Origin of the sequence: uncultured Marinococcus sp., from assembly GCF_947493875.1 — a bacterium.
In the GTDB taxonomy this organism is placed as follows: domain Bacteria; phylum Bacillota; class Bacilli; order Bacillales; family Marinococcaceae; genus Marinococcus.
Window position 1 is genome coordinate 528,914 of the sequence record NZ_CANLSU010000002.1, and the last position, 18,006, is coordinate 546,919.

Sequence of the window (18,006 nt, forward strand, 5' to 3'; positions counted from 1 at the left end):
TTCATTAAATTAAAATATGGTTACAATGGGAAAAAAGAAAAGGAGAGAGTGGATGCGTTCATTTTTTTTGAAAAAGGGTGTAAACTTAAGTGTAAAGACATATGGAATTACAGCATTGAGTTATATGGCGCTTGGCCTGTTTGCGTCATTAATTATCGGTTTAATTATTCAGACAATCGGTCAGCAGCTCGGTGTTGCTTTTTTTGATAACATGGGTACACTTGCGATTTCATTAATGGGGCCGGCGATTGGTGTAGCAGTGGCATATGGCCTGCAGGCGCCGCCACTGGTTGTTTTTTCTGCCGTAGCTACGGGGGCTGCCGGCGCGGAGCTCGGAGGCCCGGCAGGTGCTTTCATCGCAGCTCTCGTTTCAGTGGAGCTGGGTAAGCTGATATCTAAAGAGACACGTCTTGATATTATTGTAACGCCGCTTGTGACGATTATTGCCGGCTATGGAATAGCACAGCTTCTCGGCCCGGGCATTCAGGCATTTATGACAGGTTTTGGAGATTTAATTGTATGGGCCACAGAACGGCAGCCGCTTATTATGGGCATTTTAGTTGCCGGACTTATGGGACTTGCCCTGACAGCGCCGATCTCAAGTGCCGCTATTGCCATCATCCTTGATCTGAACGGTATTGCCGCCGGGGCAGCGACTGTTGGATGTGCAGCACAGATGGTTGGTTTTGCAGCCAGCAGCTTTCGGGAAAATAAATTTTCGGGCCTGGCCGCTCTGGGTATTGGTACATCTATGCTTCAGGTTCCAAACGTTGTGAGACGGCCGCTCATTCTGATTCCACCGACGGTTGCCGGTATGGCCGTTGCCCCTTTTTCCACGATGATCTTTATGATGGAAAATAATGCAGCAGGCGCCGGTATGGGAACGAGCGGCCTGGTTGGCCAGATTATGACCTTCCAGACGATGGGTTTTTCCTTTGAGGTACTTGGTGCAGTACTTCTTCTTCATATCGTTGCTCCCGCATTGATCAGTCTCGGTTTGTCAGAGTGGATGCGCAAACGAAATTGGATTAGAATGGGGGATATGAAGATACGGGAGGGGTAACCTTTTCTGTATGGATTAATTTAAGGGAGGCAAAACAATGGAAAATTTAACTACACAGGAATCCTTCAATAAAGCTATTGATAATGGGAATACAGTGATTATGTTCTCAGCCGGATGGTGCCCGGACTGCACGTATATTGATCCGGCGATGCCGGAAATCGAACAGCAGTATGATCAGTTCAGCTTCTACAAAGCGGACCGTGACGAGCTTATGGATGTATGCATTGATTACGGAGTGATGGGCATACCTAGTTTTCTTGCTTTTCATAACGGAGAAGAGGTGCACCGTTTCGTAAGTAAGCAGCGGAAGACGCCGGAAGAAGTCCAGCATTTCCTGAATGAATCACTGGAAAAAGTCAACGCCGGTTCATAAAGATGAAAAAGACTGTCCCTAAAAATGGGACAGTCTTTTTTTGCCAGTAAGCACGAGTGTGGGAGTACACCTCTGCTCATGTTACGATAGAATTAAGAATGTTCAAGAGGAGCGATAAGAATGGAAGTACGAAAGCTACAGCGCATACTGCGGGAACGACTGAAAGACGACAATTCCCGTACGTTTAAATATGATGATGAACAAAGCTCACTGCGGGTCGAGCACAAGCAGTTGAAAACCGGAGTTGATCTGGATTTAAGCAAATGGGCAGCAAAATATGAACGTGAAGGAGAAAAGGCTGTGGAAGAGGTCGTGCATTATATAGATACCTCGTTTCGAGCCATGGAACGTGATGTTTCACTTTCCGGACAGGAGCAATATATTTATCCGGTAATACGTTCGACTTCTTTTCCAACCGAAACGAAGGACGGGAAGGAGCTCGTATGGGACGATCATACAGCGGAAACAAGAATTTTTTACGCCCTTGATATGGGAGAAGCATATTCCTTGATTGAACAGGAGACGCTCGAAGCCGAAAAGGTAGAAACGGAAAGCATCCGCCGGGCTGCCCGCAATAATGTGAAAAAGCTGGAAGTGCCGATGAAAAAGGATACGGTTGCCGGAAACACGTTTTATTTTATTAATACCAATGACGGCTATGACGCAAGCCGCATATTAAACGAAGCTTTACTGCAGAGTATAGCTGAAGATGTGCAGGGTGATATGGCAGTAGCAGTGCCTCATAACGACGTCTTTATTATTGCAGATATCACAAACGATAACGGATACGATGTGCTTGGACAGATGGCTTTCCGCTTTTTTAATGACGGCCGGGTGCCGATTACGGCTCTTCCGTTTATGTATGAAAACGGAGAATTCGAACCGATCTTTATTTTGGCTAGAAAACGCCCTAAAACCTGATTCGCGGGAGCGTTCAAGCTGTGATACAATAAAAGTTAAGTTAGCGAAAAGGAGCCTCAACGAATGAATATTTTTTATAATCCAAAAGGAATTGGGGATGTACTTCTCATCTCTTTAAAACCGATAAACTCAAAACAGCGTGAAACGGTAAGACACGGAGATGTGGCCGTGCTTACGCATTCTACAACCAAAGAAACAGCAGGCTACCATATTTTTAATGCCTCCTCCTACGGTGAAATTACAGGAACGGGCAGAATAGCAGCGGATGCAGGTCATATCCAACTCGTTAATAAAGCCCTAAAAGAAAACAATATAGACAGTTCGCTTGAAGTACCGACCCAGTCCGAATTTGTGGTGGGTTATGTGACGGAGAAAAAACAGCATCCGGATGCAGACAAATTGAGCGTCTGTCAGGTGGACACAGGAGCAGATACGCTTCAAATTGTCTGCGGGGCACCGAACGTGGATAAAGGACAAAAGGTAGCTGTAGCAGTACCAGGGGCAGTTATGCCCTCAGGGATGAAAATTAAAAAATCGAAGCTCCGTGGTGTGACTTCTACCGGCATGATCTGCTCTGTATCTGAGCTTGCCCTGCCGGAAAAGCAGACAGAAAAAGGTATCCTCGTTCTCGGTGATGCGTATGAGACAGGAGAGGACTTTTATAAGCAGTATCACGAACGCCCGGTTTCGGCCTCCGTGTAGTAAGTGAATGAAAAACCGCTAGTCGTGCTAGGGGTTTTTCTTGTGCAGGTACAAAAAGTAAACTTAAAAAGGTCCGGTAAGAAAAGGAGGGGTTGAAAATGCCGTCATCCTTTCAACAATGGATGAAAAGAATGCAGCATTTTCTTTTTAACGATGAAGAACAGCCAGAAGACAACAACCGTGAAAGTCGTGTAAAGCGCTCCGGAGAGGATCCGCCTCCATACATAGCGAGAATGACGTATCAGGAATCTGAGCCGGTGAAGATGTTTAATGTTTATCCCAAAAGCTATGAGGAAGCACAAAAACAAAAGGGCAGCGCGCGGGCTCCTGAGCGGCCGAGCGCAGCAAAGCTTTCGGGCACTCCTGCCGAACCGCACACCTCCTCCAGTTACAGCCATGGCGAAGCAGAACAGGAACGCAGTGGGAAAAGCTCTAAACGATCTGTTTCCAGAGAGGAAAAAAAGGCTGAACCAGAGAATTCCGGCTATTTCCGGGGGAAAAACTTTGAAGCAGGCAGTATCCCTTCCCCTATCTTTGGGTATCAGCAGGCCGAGCTGCATCCGGGTAATTTAAGAGATCCGGAGGCGGAAGAAAGAAAGGAAACATCCGTGCAGGAACAGATTCGGGAGGATATCGCTTTCCTGAATTCAATCCGTACGGGAGCGAGAAGACCTTCATCCGTAACGAAGCAGGTTGAGGAGAAAGAGGCCAGTCGAAAACGCCGGGCTCCTTCTATTCTGCAGGAAGACACCGACCGCTTTATGGAAATCAGCAGGGCGCAAAGAAGCGGGAAATGGGACACTGCAGAGAAAGACCAGCAAGCAGAGAACAGTACGCCGGAGGATGAACCTGAGTCAGAAGAAAAAAAGGATCCTGAACTGTTTCCCTCAGGTACTGCGTTTGAAATAGAACCGGAGGAAGCAGCGGATAAAGAGCCCGTCGAAGCAGAGGTTCCGGAAAAAGATCAGGAGTCTCAGGCGGTCTCTATTCCATGGGAAGAAGAAAAAACTCCAGATGCCATTGTAGAGGATGTGCAGGAAATAAGGCCGGCAGCAGTAGAAAATAGTCCGGGGCCAGCTCCGGAAAAAAACGAACTGCCCGCGGGCAGAAGCGAAACGAAAACAGAAGAACCAACAGCTGCTTCACCTTCGTCAGTGAAAGAAAGGCCGGCAGCAGCACCGGTGAAAAAACAAACCGGCAGCAAGCGGGCCTCTACGTCCACCCCGTTTAATGTCATGATGTATCCTAAGGACAAGCGTTCAGCCGGGCAGCAGCCAAAGCAAAAGGGGTACCGGCTTCCATCGCTTCAGCTGCTCAATATTCCTCCTAAAAAAGAGGACGAAGACCAGAGCGAGCTTGAAGAACAGAGAGAACAGCTTGAAACCACACTGAAAAACTTCCATGTGGATGCAAAGGTTTCCCAGATTACAAAAGGACCGTCGGTTACAAGGTTTGAAGTCCAGCCGGCCCCGGGAGTAAAAGTGACAAAAGTGACCAATCTGACAGATGACATTAAAATGGCGCTTGCGGCGAAGGATTTAAGAATGGAAGCCCCTATACCGGGAAAGAATGCTATCGGCATTGAAGTGCCCAACCCGACTTCCGCACCGGTATTTTTACGGGAAATCCTCCGCCGGGACGTATTTAAAAATCATCAATCGCCGCTGTCGGTAGCCATGGGTCTCGATATTGGCGGCAATCCGGTCATCGCCGATCTGCAAAACATGCCGCACGGATTGATCGCGGGTGCTACGGGCTCAGGAAAGAGTGTGTGCATCAACTCTATTCTGCTGAGCCTGTTGTACAAATCCTCCCCGGAAGAGTGCAAATGGATGCTGATCGATCCTAAAATGGTGGAGCTTGCTTCGTACCGGGAGGTCCCGCATCTTATTACTCCGGTAATAAACGATGCCAAAGAAGCCACGGGAGCGTTGAAATGGGCGGTCCAGGAAATGGAAGACCGCTACGAACGCCTGGCCCGGGAGGGCGTACGCGATATGAAAAAATACAATGAGCGCATGGAAAAACAGGGGCGGCCGGCTGATAAAATGCCTTACCTTGTCATTGTAATTGATGAATTGGCAGACCTGATGATGGTGTCGCCGCAGGATGTGGAGGATGCGATCTGCCGTATTGCCCAGAAAGCAAGGGCCTGCGGCATGCATCTGCTTGTGGCAACGCAGCGTCCATCAGTGGATGTCATCACAGGCCTTATTAAAGCAAACATTCCAACCAGAATAGCATTTTCTGTGTCCTCACAGGTCGACTCACGGACTATTCTGGACGGGGGAGGTGCTGAGCGTTTAATTGGCAAGGGTGACATGCTTTTCTATCCGAATGGGGCCTCCAAGCCAACACGTGTGCAGGGCACATTTGTGACAGATGAAGAAATAGACGCCGTGACAGATTTTGTAAAAGAACAGAAAAAACCCGTTTATCAGTTCCAAAAAGAGGAGCTCCAAAAGCATCTGGAAAAAGAAGAACACCAGGATCCCCTCTATGATAATGCGTGTGAATTCGTCATTGATCAGAAGCAGGCTTCCGCCTCCCAACTGCAGCGCCGGTTTTCTTTAGGGTATAATCGCGCGGCCAAGCTGATTGATACGATGGAAAACCGTGGGATTGTATCAGAGGCGAGAGGAAGCAAGCCGCGTAATGTATTAGTCACCCGGCAGGAATGGGAAGAATCGTTATAGGCTTGCTTTCGTGTGGAAGGTTATATATGATAAATAGAATAAAAAGAAGCAGCCCGTGGAAAATCACGGGCTCTTATTCTGATACATAGGTTAAGGAGCAGCTGTTATGAAAGAAATTGAACTCAAACTGCAAGGAAAACAAAAACGATTAACAAACGAAACATTTAAATTTGATGAACGAGTAAAGGAAGGCTGGTTTTCCGCAGTATACTTCTTGAAGACCAAAAAAATTGCGGAGAAATATAAGCCGGAAGAACGTGTGCTGATGCAGTTTTTTCAAAAGGATCACGCCGTTTTGTGCGGAGCGGATGAAGCGGTGGCTTTAGTTAAAACCTTCTCTTCCAACCCGGAAGAACTTGTCATTTATGCCCTTGAAGACGGCAACAAAATTGAACCGTATGAAACAGTGATGACAGTGGAAGGAAAATACCAGGATTTCGGCTTTCTCGAAGGCCTGATCGACGGTATACTTGCGAGGCGTACGTCTGTGGCTACGAATGTGTTTAACGTTGTGAATGCAGCAAAAACCTCAGGAAGAAAAAAACCTGTAATTTTTATGGGTGATCGGGATGATCACTTCACGCAGCAGGCAGGAGACGGTTACAGCGCTTTTATTGGCGGTTCCAAGGCCCAGGCAACTCATGCGATGAGCGAATGGTGGGGCAAAAAGGGAATGGGCACAATGCCACACGCCCTTCTCCAGCTTTTCGAGGGGGATATTATCCAGGCAACCCGCGCCTACAAAGAAACATTCCCTGAAGATGAGCTCGCAGCACTGGTGGATTATAATAATGATGTTATTACCGATTCCCTGAAAGTGGCGAGAGAGTTCGGCAGCGAGCTTCAGACAGTGCGTCTCGATACATCGGGCAGTATGGTGGATCAATATTTCTGCCGGCATCCGGAAGTGCTTGGCTCCTTCAATCCCACCGGTGCCAACCCCGAATTGATTTTTGCCTTACGAAGAGTGTTGGACCAAGAAGGTTTTCAGCATGTTAAAATAATGGTAAGTGGTGGTTTCAACGCTGCCCGCATTGAGGAATATGAAGCTAAAGACGTTCCTGTTGATATTTATGGTATTGGCAGCAGCCTGTTAAAAATCCATATCGGTTTTACAGGTGATAATGTGTTGTTAAATGGACAACATGAAGCTAAAGCTGGGCGGAAATACCGCCCGAATAATCGAATGGAGCTCGTTGAATATTAATTTCCCTGGAAAGGAGTTCTTGGCCGTGCGTTCGGATATACAAAGGTATCGACAGCGCCGGCAGGCAGAAGCGGACCGGCGCCTCGAAGGCCTGCTCGCAGCATTTAAAGCCTGGAAAGATGAAAATACGAATCTGCGTGAAAAGGTGCGTGCCAAGCATCTTTTTGCGGAACAGACAGGACTTGCGGTGGAGCAGGTGGAAAAGAAACCGTGGGACATGCTGTTTGAGGAATGGTTTTCGTATGACTATGTAACTATTATCGGAACGCATTTATTTGATATGTTTTTAAAGCAGACGCTGTCTGCAAGAACCCGAATGGACCTCCAGCTCGGCGGTCTGCTTTTAACGGCCTCCTGGCTGCCAGTGGAATTGAATGAAAAAAACTACTGGGTTAGAGCAGTTGGGAAGCAGGAATTTTCAAACCGGCTGCAGCAGGACGCTGCTTTGGAGCCGGTGGCATCTGCTACCTGGCTTGTCCGGACAGCACGTGTAGGTTTTGAGGACACCCGCCTGGGACAGGCAGTACCGCTCCGGCCCGCTGGCGAAGATTTTCAGGCACTGATGCTTGAGGCTGAAAAAGCTTACCAGAAGGAAGAGCACATTCGATGGCATAAAGAAAAAGGGGCTTCCTGGCTGCAGTTTGCGCTCCCGTCTGTTAGTTTTTAATCGTAAACGAAGACGGGAGTCAGCCTTTTCTGCCCAATTCAGGTCGTTCCATTGGAGGAACTAGAGGTTTTTGCTATAATAGGATAAGTATGTTTACATATGATACACACCATGAAAAACGATCTCTTTCACCTGTGCGTTTCGGCGGCAAGGTTTTTTGAAAGAACGGAGGAAGACAATATGTCTAATTATCATTTTATTGGAATTAAAGGATCCGGCATGAGTGCTCTTGCTCAGATTCTGCACGATATGAACCACACTGTACAAGGCTCGGATGTTGAAAAAACATTTTTTACCCAGCAGCCTCTTGAAAAGAAAAATATCTCTATTCTTCCTTTTCAGGCTGATAATATCCAGGAAGGGCAGACGGTAGTGGCTTCAGCAGCTTATGGTGATACCCACGAAGAAGTGAAAAAGGCAAAGCAGTCAGGGCTGGAGGTTCATTCATACCCTCAGTTTTTAGGAGAATTTCTTCAGAATTTTACGTCGATAGCAGTGGCAGGCTCTCACGGCAAAACGACGACCACCGGTCTGTTAGCCCATGTGCTCGAGGCGTATAAGCCAACCTCATACTTAATTGGCGATGGCACAGGAAAAGGTATGGAAAACAGCCGCTTTTTTACGTTTGAGGCCTGTGAATACCGCCGTCATTTTTTGAATTATGTTCCTGATTACGCCATCATGACAAATATCGATTTTGATCATCCAGACTATTTTTCTGATGTAGACGATGTCGTGCAGGCGTTTAATGAAATGGCTCAAAAAGTAAAAAAAGGTATCGTAGCCTGTGGTGATGACGAACATCTTCAAAAGCTGCACGCCTCCGTACCAATTGTTTACTATGGCATTGAAGGAAAACATGATTTTAACGCAGAAAACATATCAGTAGACGAAAACGGCACCAGCTTCGATGTTCAAATACGCGGAGACCGTTTTGGCCGTTTTACGATTCCAGGCTATGGCAATCATCATATTTTGAACGCGCTCGCCGTTATTGCTATCTGTCACTATGAAGAGGTACCGGCTTCTATCATCCGTGAACAGTTGGCCTCTTTTAGCGGAGTAAAACGCCGGTTTACAGAAAAAATTTCCGGTTCGCAGGTATTGATTGATGATTATGCCCATCATCCTACGGAGATCCGGGCTACCATTGAGTCAGCGAAACAAAAGTATCCGAGCCGGCCGGTAGCAGCTGTTTTTCAGCCGCATACGTTTTCAAGAACAAAGGCGTTTCTTGATGATTTTGCAGACAGCCTGCAGATGGCCGATTATGTTTACCTCTGCGATATTTTCGGATCAGCCAGGGAACAGGATGGAAGCCTGAGTATCGATGATTTAAAACAACGTATTCCTGGAGCAAAAATAATCCAGGAAGATGGTGTCCAGGTGCTTGAAACGCACAATGATGCTGTACTTTTATTTATGGGAGCCGGAGACATTCAAAAGTTTCAGAGAGCCTATGAAGCTCACCTTGAATCCTCCAAACAATAAAATTAAAAGAACGGGAAGCGAAAGCTTTCCGTTCTTTTGATGTTAATATCAAAGAAGATTTGAACAGTCATCAAATTGATTGTTTTTTCATCCAGAATGCATACTTTTTATGGGAAAAGGGAACAGAGGAACAGAAAGGTCCTTTATGAAGAATGGAGTTTCAAACCAAACAAATAGTGGTAAAATGGCGACAGGAGGTGTATGGTAATATGGCTATTTTAGGGTACATAAGCGCGCTAATCGCAGCGATCGCTTTTGCCGTTCTAATTATTTTCCTCGTGAAAACGCTGAAAACAGCGACTACGATGATGGAGCGCGTAGGGAATACCATGGAACAAGTAGAGCAGCAGGTACAGGGCATTACCAGAGAATCAGAGGCTATGCTTAACCGTTCTAATACTATTATGGAAGATGTGCAGACCAAAACAGAGAGTATTAATGGTTTTGTAGGATCGCTGCAAAATGTTGGGGAATCGGTGGATAACGTTAACCACTCATTCCGTCGTGTAGCAGATTCCGTTTCCAATTATTCTTCAAAACAATCAGAGCAGGTCACCCAGGTAATTCAGTGGGGGAATGCCTTTATTGATTTGTATGCCCGCTGGAAAAAACGGACAAAATAAAAGGGGACGATAAAGAATGGCTTCGTACAACACAAAAGACTTTATTATTGGCACGATTATAGGAAGTATTGTAGGAGCGTCTACAGCACTGCTCCTCACTCCAAAGTCCGGACAGGAATGGCGCCAGGATCTTTCTGAAGGCACCCAGTCAGTAAAGCAGAAATCAAGCGGTTTAACCTCTGAAGCTTACGAAAAAGGCAGTGAATGGGCAAATCGCGCTAAAGATAAGTCCAGCGAATTGGCTAAAAATGTTTCTGCACAGTCTTCTCATTTATATGAGCGGGTGAAAGGAAGCCCGGGCGAAGACGAAGAAAAGTCTGCGGAAGAGCTGGCAAAAGAACTTAATGAACGTATTGATGAAAGTGAAGAAGAAGCAGCAGAAGATGTAAAAAAAGAAGTACGCGATCTGCATAAAGATTCGACGGAAAACAACAGCAATAATACGTAAAATTTAAGGCCGCTGTGTCAGACGCAGCGGTTTTTAATATGTTTTTCCGGTGGAATATAGATGGAAAGCTTATTTTAAAGGCAAAAATACTTTAACACTTAAAAGCGTTTAAGAAATAAAGAAAAAAGGGCTGACAGAACAGAATTCTTCGTTTATAATGGGGCGTAATCGAAAAGATAAGTAATTGACTGAAGGAGTGGAGAGCATGAGTAACGAACAGTTAGATGCCTTGAGAGAACAATTGGATGACGTGAACGTACAACTGCTGGAACTGATCAATGAACGTGGGCGGCTTGTCCGGGAAATCGGGGACGTAAAAAGCAAGTCCGGACAGAAACGATTCGACCCGGTACGTGAGCGTCATATGCTTGACCATATCGCAGAACATAATGAAGGGCCTTTCTACACTTCCACGGTTCAGCATATTTTCAAACAAATCTTCCAGGCCGGTCTTGAGCTTCAGGAAGACGATAATCGAAAAGAATTGCTCGTCTCCCGGAAGAAAAAGCCTGAAGATACAATTGTTGACCTGAAAGGTGAAAAAATTGGAGACGGTTCTCAGCGTCTTGTTGCAGGACCTTGTTCCGTTGAAAGCTACGAACAGGTGTATGAAGTGGCTAAATTCATGAAAAGCCAGGGCATTCGCCTTCTGCGTGGCGGTGCATTCAAGCCGAGAACTTCCCCGTATGATTTCCAGGGACTTGGCAAAGAGGGCCTCGAAATTCTTCGCCGTGTAGCTGATGAGCTGGACATGGTTGTAATCAGCGAAATTGTAAGTCCGCAGGATGTAGAAATGTCACTGGACTACCTCGACGTTATTCAGGTCGGTGCAAGAAACTCGCAAAACTTCGAACTATTAAAAGAAGTAGGTGGCGTAGACAAGCCTGTATTAATGAAACGCGGCATGTCCTCGACGATCGATGAATTGATTAAGGGTGCCGAATACATCCTGGCTAAAGGCAATGAAAATATTATTCTCTGTGAACGCGGCATCCGTACGTACGAAAAAGCAACGAGAAACACCCTCGATATTTCTGCAGTGCCAATTCTGAAAAAAGAAACACACCTTCCGGTAATGGTGGATGTGACACACTCTACGGGCAGAAGAGATCTGCTTGAGCCAACAGCGCGTGCAGCATTTGCTATTGGTGCAGATGCAGTTATGGCTGAAGTACACCCTGATCCTGCTGTCGCTCTTTCTGATTCCGCCCAGCAAATGGATCTTGCTCAATTTGAATCCTTCCTGGATTCTTTACGGGCTTCCGGATTATACAAATCATAATGCAGCACAGGAAAGCACAGGGCGTCGTCCTGTGCTTTTTTCTATGGTGAGCCTTAATAATTAATTTAAATTAATTGACAGCGTTTTCTTGAAAATAAGTATGAAAACATAGTAAAATGAAAACAATTGAAAACAGGTCAAATCAAGAATGAAGACGTTTTGGATTTAATATGGTATGATTGGAAAATCTGTGATTGTGAAGAAAAGAACAAACATGTATAAATTATGCGGAATAGAAAGTTATGAAAAGTTTTCATAAATGAATTGCAGAGGCGATAACCATTATTATATGATAGCATCATCTGTTGAGAAGTGGATGAAAGGGACTTGAAGGAGGATTACTAGTGAATACAACAATTTATGATGTAGCAAGAGAGGCCGGCGTTTCAATGGCGACCGTCTCGCGTGTGGTGAATGGCAATCCCAACGTGAAGCCGGCCACAAGAAAAAAAGTGCTGGACGCTATTGAAGGGCTCGGTTATCGTCCGAACGCCGTAGCTCGCGGTCTTGCAAGTAAAAAAACAACGACCGTTGGTGTGATTATTCCCGATATATCGAGTATTTTCTTTGCTGAGCTGGCCCGGGGGATCGAAGATATCGCGATGATGTATAAATACAATATCATCCTGAGTAACTCCGACCAAAATAAGGACCGGGAAATTAATTTAATTAACACTCTGCTTGAAAAACAGGTGGACGGCATTGTATTTATGGGCGGTGAAATTACCGAGGAGCACGTAGAACAATTTAAGCACTCCCCGGTCCCAATTGTACTGGCTGCGACAGTTGATGAAAATAAGGAAGTTCCTTCAGTGAATATTGATTATGCAGATGCTGCTTTTGACGCAGTGGAAGAACTAATCGAGGGTGGCCACCGAAGAATTGGTATGGTTTCGGGCTCTCTTGAAGACCCGGTAAACGGGTATAAAAAATTCAGTGGCTATAAAGAGGCCCTGAATAAAAACAATATTACTTTTGAAGAAGAACTGGTAACAGTAGGAGATTATTCATATGATTCCGGGCTGAGGGCTGCTCAGTCTCTGATGAAGCTCGAAAATCCTCCAACTGCGATTTTTGCTTCCACAGACGAAATGGCACTCGGTGTTATTCACGGGCTGCAGGATGATGGCTTCAGCGTGCCGGATCAGGTAAATGTCATCGGCTTTGACAATACACGTCTTGCGACCATGGTAAGGCCGACATTAACGACTGTAGTACAGCCAATGTATGACATCGGGGCGGTTTCCATGCGCCTCCTGACGAAGTTTATGAACAAAGAGGAAGTAGATGAAAGTACTGTAGTTCTTCCGCACCGCCTGGAATACAGACAATCAACGACTATCCCGGAAAAGTAAGGGAAGCAGCTTTTAACTGCTTCCCTTGTTTTTTATTCTCATGGCCGTTTTTCATTTCTAATATGAAAAAGGGCTTTTTCTAATGAACGGATATTTTTTTCTTCAATTTCCGGCCGTCTTGGAATCGGGGCATACATGTGCTCCGGATCCTGCCATTTGGTGGGAAGCTCGATAGGCGCATTTGCCCCCCAACGGCCCCGCCATTCCTCTGGACAGTTTTGTTCATATAACTGCGTCTGCTCACTCATTTCAAGCCATACGGCTGCCCAGGCTCTTGGTACGACTCTCCACATATCATAGCCGCCGCCGCCGACAGCAATCCATCTGCCTTCGCAGTATTCATGGGCTACTTGGTGAGCGATAGCAGGAATGGCTTTGTACGATTCAATGCTTAAAGAGAGGTGCGTGAGTGGATCGAAATAGTGGGCGTCTGCACCGTTAAGTGTAAAAATGACGTCCGGTTTGAAAAACTCGGCTGCTTCCCGCAATGCTGTTTCATAGCAATGCAGAAAAGAGTCGTCCTCTGTAAAGGCGTCAACTGGTATATTGATGGAAGTGCCGTAGCCCTGGCCGGCACCTTTCTCACCAACGCTGCCGGTTCCAGGAAACAGGTATCTTCCTGTTTCATGAATCGACAGTGTGCAAACATCCGGTTCCTCATAAAAAGAAAACTGGACGCCATCTCCGTGATGGGCATCAGTATCAACATATAAAACGCGTGCTCCGAAGTGTTTACGTGCGTATTCAATAGCGATGGCACTGTCGTTATATACACAAAAACCGGAAGCCTTTCCCTGGAAGCCATGGTGCAGGCCTCCGCCAAGATGAAAAGCATGGGATGCTTTTCCTGAGAGTACTGTTTCAACAGCCTGAAGAGTGCCACCGACAAGCGTGGCAGAAGCTTCGTGCATATGGTCAAAAATAGGCGTGTCTTCAGTGCCGAGCCCGTAGTTATTTGCAACGCCGATACTCAGTTCACCCTTTCCGGCTGCTTTGACGGCCTCCACATAATGCTGGTCGTGTACAAGCATTATTTCTTCATCTGTTGCCATCCGTGATGGGATAAGCTGACTATCACTTATTGCCCCCATTTCAAGCAGCAGGTCAAAGGTGATTTGCTGACGGAGTGGACTGAAAGGGTGATCGTCATTAAATTTGTACTGCGGCATATCCGGGGAATAAACGAGAGCGTGATTCATTGTCATGACCCCGGCTCCGGCATTTTTGGCCATTGTACTGTGTATCCCTTTTCTTCAATGGCTGCAATCAGCCTGCGGGGGTCCATTGTCTGCACCCGGAAGCTGAGCACCTGCTTGTCCATTTCCTTGTGTGGAAAAAGCAGGACACTGATAACGTTTGTGCCTTTTTCTTTAAAAATCAATGATAACTCTGCCAGCTGCCCGGATAAATTAGGGACAACAACATCTATCTGGGAGGATGGCTGATTGGCCCCTGTCATTTTTACCAACGTATGCAGAACGTTGGTTTCAGTTAATATACCGACCAGTTTATCATCTGAGGAAACGACAGGGAGCGCACTGATATCGTTCTCGTATAACACTACTGCAGCATCAGCCATTAGATCATATGACATAATTGTGACGACAGGAGTAGTCATAATTGTAGAAACGGGCTGGTCCAATTCTTTTTTATCATCGCCGGACTGAAAAATGGAAGGGCTGGCATCACGGATATCCCGGTCAGCTACAATGCCGATGACATAACGGCTTTCGTCGATTACAGGTATATGCCGGATGCGGTATTTTTCCAAAAGCTCTAAAGCCGTGCGTATGAGCGTGGTTCGTTCAATTGTTATGACGTCTTTAACCATAATTTCTTCCACGAACAAGCAAACATTCCTCCTCTGTGCAGGCGGTTAAAACATAAATTTATTAGTAAAACGTACATTATCAAATTGTTGGATATCGTTATCTGGTACACGGGAGCCGATCCTTACCATTAAACAATTGGCGGGGTGAGAGCAAATTTCAGGATCATCCGTAGCCATCCATTCGAGCCCGCCGGCATTCATCATTTTTTCCATGAGTTTTCTATATTCCCAAACGGTTAAGCCGCTTGATTTAAGATCCCAGTGCCAGTAGTATTCTGTGGTGATAATAATATAGTCTTCCATGGCGTCATCGAGCACAGAAAACTCCAACAGGCGTTTGCCAATTTTAGCTCCCCTGTACTCTTTGGCTATTTCGATGGCCCCAAGCTCCAAAAGACTGTCCAGCCGGGCTTCTGACCAGCGTTCCAAAGGGTCCGGATAGACAAATGTGACATACCCGACGATTGTTTTACCATCAGCTACAATATTAATTCGCCCTTCAGGAAGATCAGCAATGCCAATCAATGCTTTTTTTTGTTCTTCATGGGAACGAAACGCTGTAAGGCCTGGATGAAAGTCATAATCGTGAAGTGTTTTACCGGAAACAGGTCCTTCCATGAGCAAGGTGTGGTTGTTCCATGCGATTTCCCTGGAATAATAGGTCTTTTTGTGAATCATGTACACCATCCTTCATCCACCTATGGTACTGCTTACAATATTATCATATCAGAAAATTACTTCAGATTGGTGGAAGAAATGAGAATATTAAGAAATGAAAGAATTGAACAATATATGAACTTATATTATAATGAATCTGTGCAAATTAAGATCGACAGAAGGGAATGTTTCAGATGAAAGTGCAAACGCTTCCACCAATTGACGGAAATTACAACCTACAAGACTACGAAGAAGCAAAACAAAATTTTGACTGGTCGGAAATTGAAAAACAATTCTCTTGGCACGAAACAGGAAAGGTAAACATGGCATATGAAGCGATTGACCGCCATGCGGAGAATCCTGATAAGCAAAACCAGGTAGCACTGCATTATTTAGATGGAAGCCGCAAAGAGGAGTATACATTTGCGGATATGAAAAAATACACGAACAAAGCAGCAAATGTAATGAAGGAAGCAGGTATTGAGAAAGGGGACCGCGTCTTCATTTTTATGTCCCGCTCTCCGGAGCTTTACTTTGCTCTTCTCGGCGCGATTAAAGTGGGCGCTATTGTTGGTCCATTATTTGAAGCATTCATGGAAGGGGCTGTCCGGGACCGTCTTGAAGACAGTGAAGCAAAAGCGCTCGTAACAACTCCTCAGTTAGTAGAACGGGTGCCGTTTGATGACCTTCCAAATCTGGAAACGGTATTCATTCACGGAGGCGTGGATGACGAAAAAGGCGGATTCTTGGATTTTGATGCAAGGCTGCAGCAGGCAGGCAGCGATTTTGAACCGGAGTGGGTGGACCGTGAAGACGGACTGATCCTGCACTATACTTCAGGTTCCACTGGAAAGCCAAAGGGCGTTTATCATGTACACAACGCCATGATTCAGCACTACCAGACAGCAAAATGGGTACTGGATTTGAAGGACGGAGATGTATACTGGTGTACAGCTGACCCCGGCTGGGTAACTGGCACATCCTACGGCATATTCGGCCCATGGCTTGCCGGCGTGACAAACGTAGTGCGTGGCGGGCGGTTCAGTGCACAGGACTGGTATGATACTTTGGACCGGTACAATGTATCCGTATGGTACAGTGCACCGACGGCTTTCCGTATGCTTATGAGCGCTGGAGACGAGCTTGTGAAAGAATATGATCTTTCTTCGCTGCGACACATTTTGAGTGTCGGGGAGCCGCTGAATCCGGAAGTTGTACGCTGGGGTGAAAAAGCATTTAACCTCCGCATTCATGACACATGGTGGATGACAGAGACAGGTGCAATGATGATATGCAACTATCCGGCAATGACCATTAAAGCCGGTTCTATGGGCAAACCAATTCCAGGAGTTTACGGAGCAATTGTCGATGATCAGGGAAATGAGCTTCCGCCTAATAGAATGGGTAACCTGGCTATCAAGCCAACCTGGCCGGCAATGATGAGGGCTATTTGGAACAGAAAAGAGAAGTTTGACAGCTACTTTGAATTGAATGGCTGGTATGTATCCGGGGACTCTGCCTATACGGATGAAGATGGCTACTTCTGGTTCCAGGGGCGCGTAGATGATGTTATTATGACGGCTGGTGAAAGAGTGGGTCCATTTGAAGTAGAAAGCAAATTGGTTGAACACCCGGCAGTAGGTGAGGCAGGGGTTATCGGCAAGCCCGACCCGGTACGTGGGGAAATCATCAAAGCATTTGTAGCCCTGCGGGAAGGATATGAAGCTTCAGACGAGCTGAAAGAAGAGATTCAAAACTTCGTGAAAAAAGAGCTTGCTGGTCACGTCGCGCCAAAAGAAATTGAATTCCGTAAATCACTTCCGAAAACAAGAAGTGGTAAGATTATGCGCCGCGTCCTGAAAGCCTGGGAGCTTGATTTGCCTACTGGTGATCTTTCTACTATGGAAGACTAGATTGTAAAAATGTAAGAAAGCCTCCGTACTTATTATTATGTACGGAGGCTTCTTTATTTCTGATGGCCCTTCAGGTATGATATACAGAAAGAATAGAAGGGGAGGCGAGACGATCTTGATTGCTTTAATTATCGGTATTATTATTTTATTGGAAAGTTTCTTTTTAATATTTAAAGGAAGTAAAGAGAAGCGCCGTTTCCTGCGGACGGCAGGAATGGTTTCGGTGCCTGTTGCAATATTGCTGGTCTGGATTGGACTGGCCCAGATGGCTTAATTCTTAATTTCGATACATAATGTTGTTATTCCTTACTCTTCTTGTGCGGAAGAGCTTCCTTCATCTAGTTCATTTTCAGCATCACTTGAAGCCTCTGGCGTGGAATTCTCGCCAGTGGCTTCTTCATTTGTGGACGAGCCGTCAGAATCTTCGGGGGCCTCCGTGGCGTTATCGTCATTTGGGGCAGAAGAGGAGTCCTCAGTGGATTCCTCCTCGTCAGTGGATGCGCCGGAGTCCCCGGTGTCCTCAGTGCCGCTGTCCCCGGAAGGAGCAGAAGAGGAGTCCTCAGCGGATTCCTCTTCGTCAGTGGATGTGCCGGAGTCCTCGGAGTCCTCAGTGCCGCTGTCCCCGGAAGGAGCAGAAGAGGAGTCCTCAGTGGATTCCTCTTCGTCAGTGGATGTGCCGGAGTCCTCGGTCTCCTCGGTACCGCTGTCCCCGGAAGGAGCAGAAGAGGAGTCCTCAGCGGATTCCTCTTCGTCAGTGGATGTGCCGGAGTCCTCGGA

The 18,006-nt window shown here is 46.3% G+C and carries 17 protein-coding genes and 1 pseudogene; 14 read left to right on the plus strand and 4 right to left on the minus strand.

All coding sequences use genetic code 11. The features are described from left to right. The first annotated feature begins 52 nt into the window (after positions 1-52). The 12 genes from Q0757_RS05560 (at position 53) to ccpA (ending at position 12,828) form a co-directional block, all read left to right on the plus strand. Positions 53-1,063: a PTS transporter subunit IIC gene (locus tag Q0757_RS05560; RefSeq protein WP_298785364.1), complete on the plus strand. Its 1,011-nt coding sequence runs from the start codon at positions 53-55 to the stop codon at positions 1,061-1,063. 37 nt (positions 1,064-1,100) lie between these two features. Further along, entirely contained in the window at positions 1,101-1,436 is a 336-nt protein-coding gene (locus tag Q0757_RS05565) for a thioredoxin family protein (RefSeq protein WP_298785365.1), read from the plus strand. A gap of 120 nt (positions 1,437-1,556) precedes the next feature. Then, complete coding sequence (locus Q0757_RS05570) at positions 1,557-2,357, plus strand: DUF1444 family protein (RefSeq protein ID WP_298785366.1); 801 nt, start codon at positions 1,557-1,559, stop codon at positions 2,355-2,357. Between the two features lie 63 nt (positions 2,358-2,420). Further along, on the plus strand, positions 2,421-3,059 hold the full coding sequence (gene ytpR, locus Q0757_RS05575) for a YtpR family tRNA-binding protein (protein WP_298785367.1): 639 nt from the start codon (positions 2,421-2,423) through the stop codon (positions 3,057-3,059). Positions 3,060-3,157: 98 nt separating this feature from the next. Continuing rightward, the gene (locus Q0757_RS05580) at positions 3,158-5,755 is read left to right on the plus strand and encodes a DNA translocase FtsK (protein ID WP_298785368.1); all 2,598 of its coding nucleotides are present in this window, start codon (positions 3,158-3,160) and stop codon (positions 5,753-5,755) included. Between the two features lie 106 nt (positions 5,756-5,861). Continuing rightward, positions 5,862-6,962 (plus strand): nicotinate phosphoribosyltransferase, encoded by a 1,101-nt coding sequence (locus Q0757_RS05585; RefSeq protein WP_298785369.1) that lies wholly within the window; start codon positions 5,862-5,864, stop codon positions 6,960-6,962. A 25-nt stretch (positions 6,963-6,987) separates the two neighbouring features. Next, entirely contained in the window at positions 6,988-7,629 is a 642-nt protein-coding gene (locus Q0757_RS05590; protein ID WP_298785370.1) for a hypothetical protein, read from the plus strand. A gap of 180 nt (positions 7,630-7,809) precedes the next feature. After that, entirely contained in the window at positions 7,810-9,120 is a 1,311-nt protein-coding gene (murC, locus tag Q0757_RS05595; protein ID WP_298785371.1) for a UDP-N-acetylmuramate--L-alanine ligase, read from the plus strand. Positions 9,121-9,329: 209 nt separating this feature from the next. Then, the gene (locus Q0757_RS05600) at positions 9,330-9,743 is read left to right on the plus strand and encodes a DUF948 domain-containing protein (protein ID WP_022795220.1); all 414 of its coding nucleotides are present in this window, start codon (positions 9,330-9,332) and stop codon (positions 9,741-9,743) included. 16 nt (positions 9,744-9,759) lie between these two features. Then, positions 9,760-10,191: a YtxH domain-containing protein gene (locus Q0757_RS05605; protein WP_298785372.1), complete on the plus strand. Its 432-nt coding sequence runs from the start codon at positions 9,760-9,762 to the stop codon at positions 10,189-10,191. Between the two features lie 205 nt (positions 10,192-10,396). Beyond that, positions 10,397-11,473, plus strand: a complete 1,077-nt coding sequence (locus Q0757_RS05610) for a bifunctional 3-deoxy-7-phosphoheptulonate synthase/chorismate mutase (RefSeq protein ID WP_298785373.1) — start codon at positions 10,397-10,399, stop codon at positions 11,471-11,473. A gap of 344 nt (positions 11,474-11,817) precedes the next feature. Beyond that, the gene (gene ccpA / locus Q0757_RS05615; protein WP_298785374.1) at positions 11,818-12,828 is read left to right on the plus strand and encodes a catabolite control protein A; all 1,011 of its coding nucleotides are present in this window, start codon (positions 11,818-11,820) and stop codon (positions 12,826-12,828) included. Between the two features lie 38 nt (positions 12,829-12,866). Here the strand turns inward: ccpA and Q0757_RS05620 are convergent, their stop codons facing one another. From Q0757_RS05620 to Q0757_RS05630, 3 genes are read right to left on the minus strand one after another with little or no spacing between them, the layout of a single operon-like run. Continuing rightward, positions 12,867-14,033: an acetoin utilization protein AcuC gene (locus tag Q0757_RS05620; RefSeq protein ID WP_298785403.1), complete on the minus strand. Its 1,167-nt coding sequence runs from the start codon at positions 14,031-14,033 to the stop codon at positions 12,867-12,869. Next, positions 14,030-14,671: an acetoin utilization AcuB family protein gene (locus Q0757_RS05625; RefSeq protein ID WP_298785404.1), complete on the minus strand. Its 642-nt coding sequence runs from the start codon at positions 14,669-14,671 to the stop codon at positions 14,030-14,032. Before Q0757_RS05625 ends, Q0757_RS05620 begins: the two co-directional genes overlap by 4 nt. A 33-nt stretch (positions 14,672-14,704) precedes the next feature. Then, on the minus strand, positions 14,705-15,337 hold the full coding sequence (locus tag Q0757_RS05630) for a GNAT family N-acetyltransferase (protein WP_298785375.1): 633 nt from the start codon (positions 15,335-15,337) through the stop codon (positions 14,705-14,707). Positions 15,338-15,510: 173 nt separating this feature from the next. On the opposite strand from Q0757_RS05630, the gene acsA reads away from it, so the two are divergent. Together acsA and Q0757_RS05640 are read left to right on the plus strand one after the other, a co-directional pair. Then, a complete protein-coding gene (acsA, locus tag Q0757_RS05635; protein WP_298785376.1) occupies positions 15,511-17,229 on the plus strand; it encodes an acetate--CoA ligase in 1,719 nt (572 codons plus the stop codon). A 115-nt stretch (positions 17,230-17,344) separates the two neighbouring features. Beyond that, a complete protein-coding gene (locus Q0757_RS05640) occupies positions 17,345-17,503 on the plus strand; it encodes a hypothetical protein (RefSeq protein WP_298785377.1) in 159 nt (52 codons plus the stop codon). A 32-nt stretch (positions 17,504-17,535) separates the two neighbouring features. Here the strand turns inward: Q0757_RS05640 and Q0757_RS05645 are convergent. Continuing rightward, positions 17,536-18,006, minus strand: a pseudogene (locus Q0757_RS05645) (hypothetical protein); the annotation flags it as partial.

Coding starts and splice junctions, on each gene's coding strand:
- Q0757_RS05560 (WP_298785364.1), top strand. CDS start 53: ATGCGTTCATTTTTTTTGAAAAAGGGTGTAAACTTAAGTGTAAAGACA.
- Q0757_RS05570 (WP_298785366.1), top strand. CDS start 1,557: ATGGAAGTACGAAAGCTACAGCGCATACTGCGGGAACGACTGAAAGAC.
- murC (WP_298785371.1), top strand. CDS start 7,810: ATGTCTAATTATCATTTTATTGGAATTAAAGGATCCGGCATGAGTGCT.
- Q0757_RS05620 (WP_298785403.1), bottom strand. CDS start 14,033: ATGACAATGAATCACGCTCTCGTTTATTCCCCGGATATGCCGCAGTAC.
- Q0757_RS05600 (WP_022795220.1), top strand. CDS start 9,330: ATGGCTATTTTAGGGTACATAAGCGCGCTAATCGCAGCGATCGCTTTT.
- Q0757_RS05610 (WP_298785373.1), top strand. CDS start 10,397: ATGAGTAACGAACAGTTAGATGCCTTGAGAGAACAATTGGATGACGTG.
- acsA (WP_298785376.1), top strand. CDS start 15,511: ATGAAAGTGCAAACGCTTCCACCAATTGACGGAAATTACAACCTACAA.
- ytpR (WP_298785367.1), top strand. CDS start 2,421: ATGAATATTTTTTATAATCCAAAAGGAATTGGGGATGTACTTCTCATC.
- Q0757_RS05605 (WP_298785372.1), top strand. CDS start 9,760: ATGGCTTCGTACAACACAAAAGACTTTATTATTGGCACGATTATAGGA.
- Q0757_RS05565 (WP_298785365.1), top strand. CDS start 1,101: ATGGAAAATTTAACTACACAGGAATCCTTCAATAAAGCTATTGATAAT.
- Q0757_RS05585 (WP_298785369.1), top strand. CDS start 5,862: ATGAAAGAAATTGAACTCAAACTGCAAGGAAAACAAAAACGATTAACA.
- Q0757_RS05630 (WP_298785375.1), bottom strand. CDS start 15,337: ATGATTCACAAAAAGACCTATTATTCCAGGGAAATCGCATGGAACAAC.
- Q0757_RS05580 (WP_298785368.1), top strand. CDS start 3,158: ATGCCGTCATCCTTTCAACAATGGATGAAAAGAATGCAGCATTTTCTT.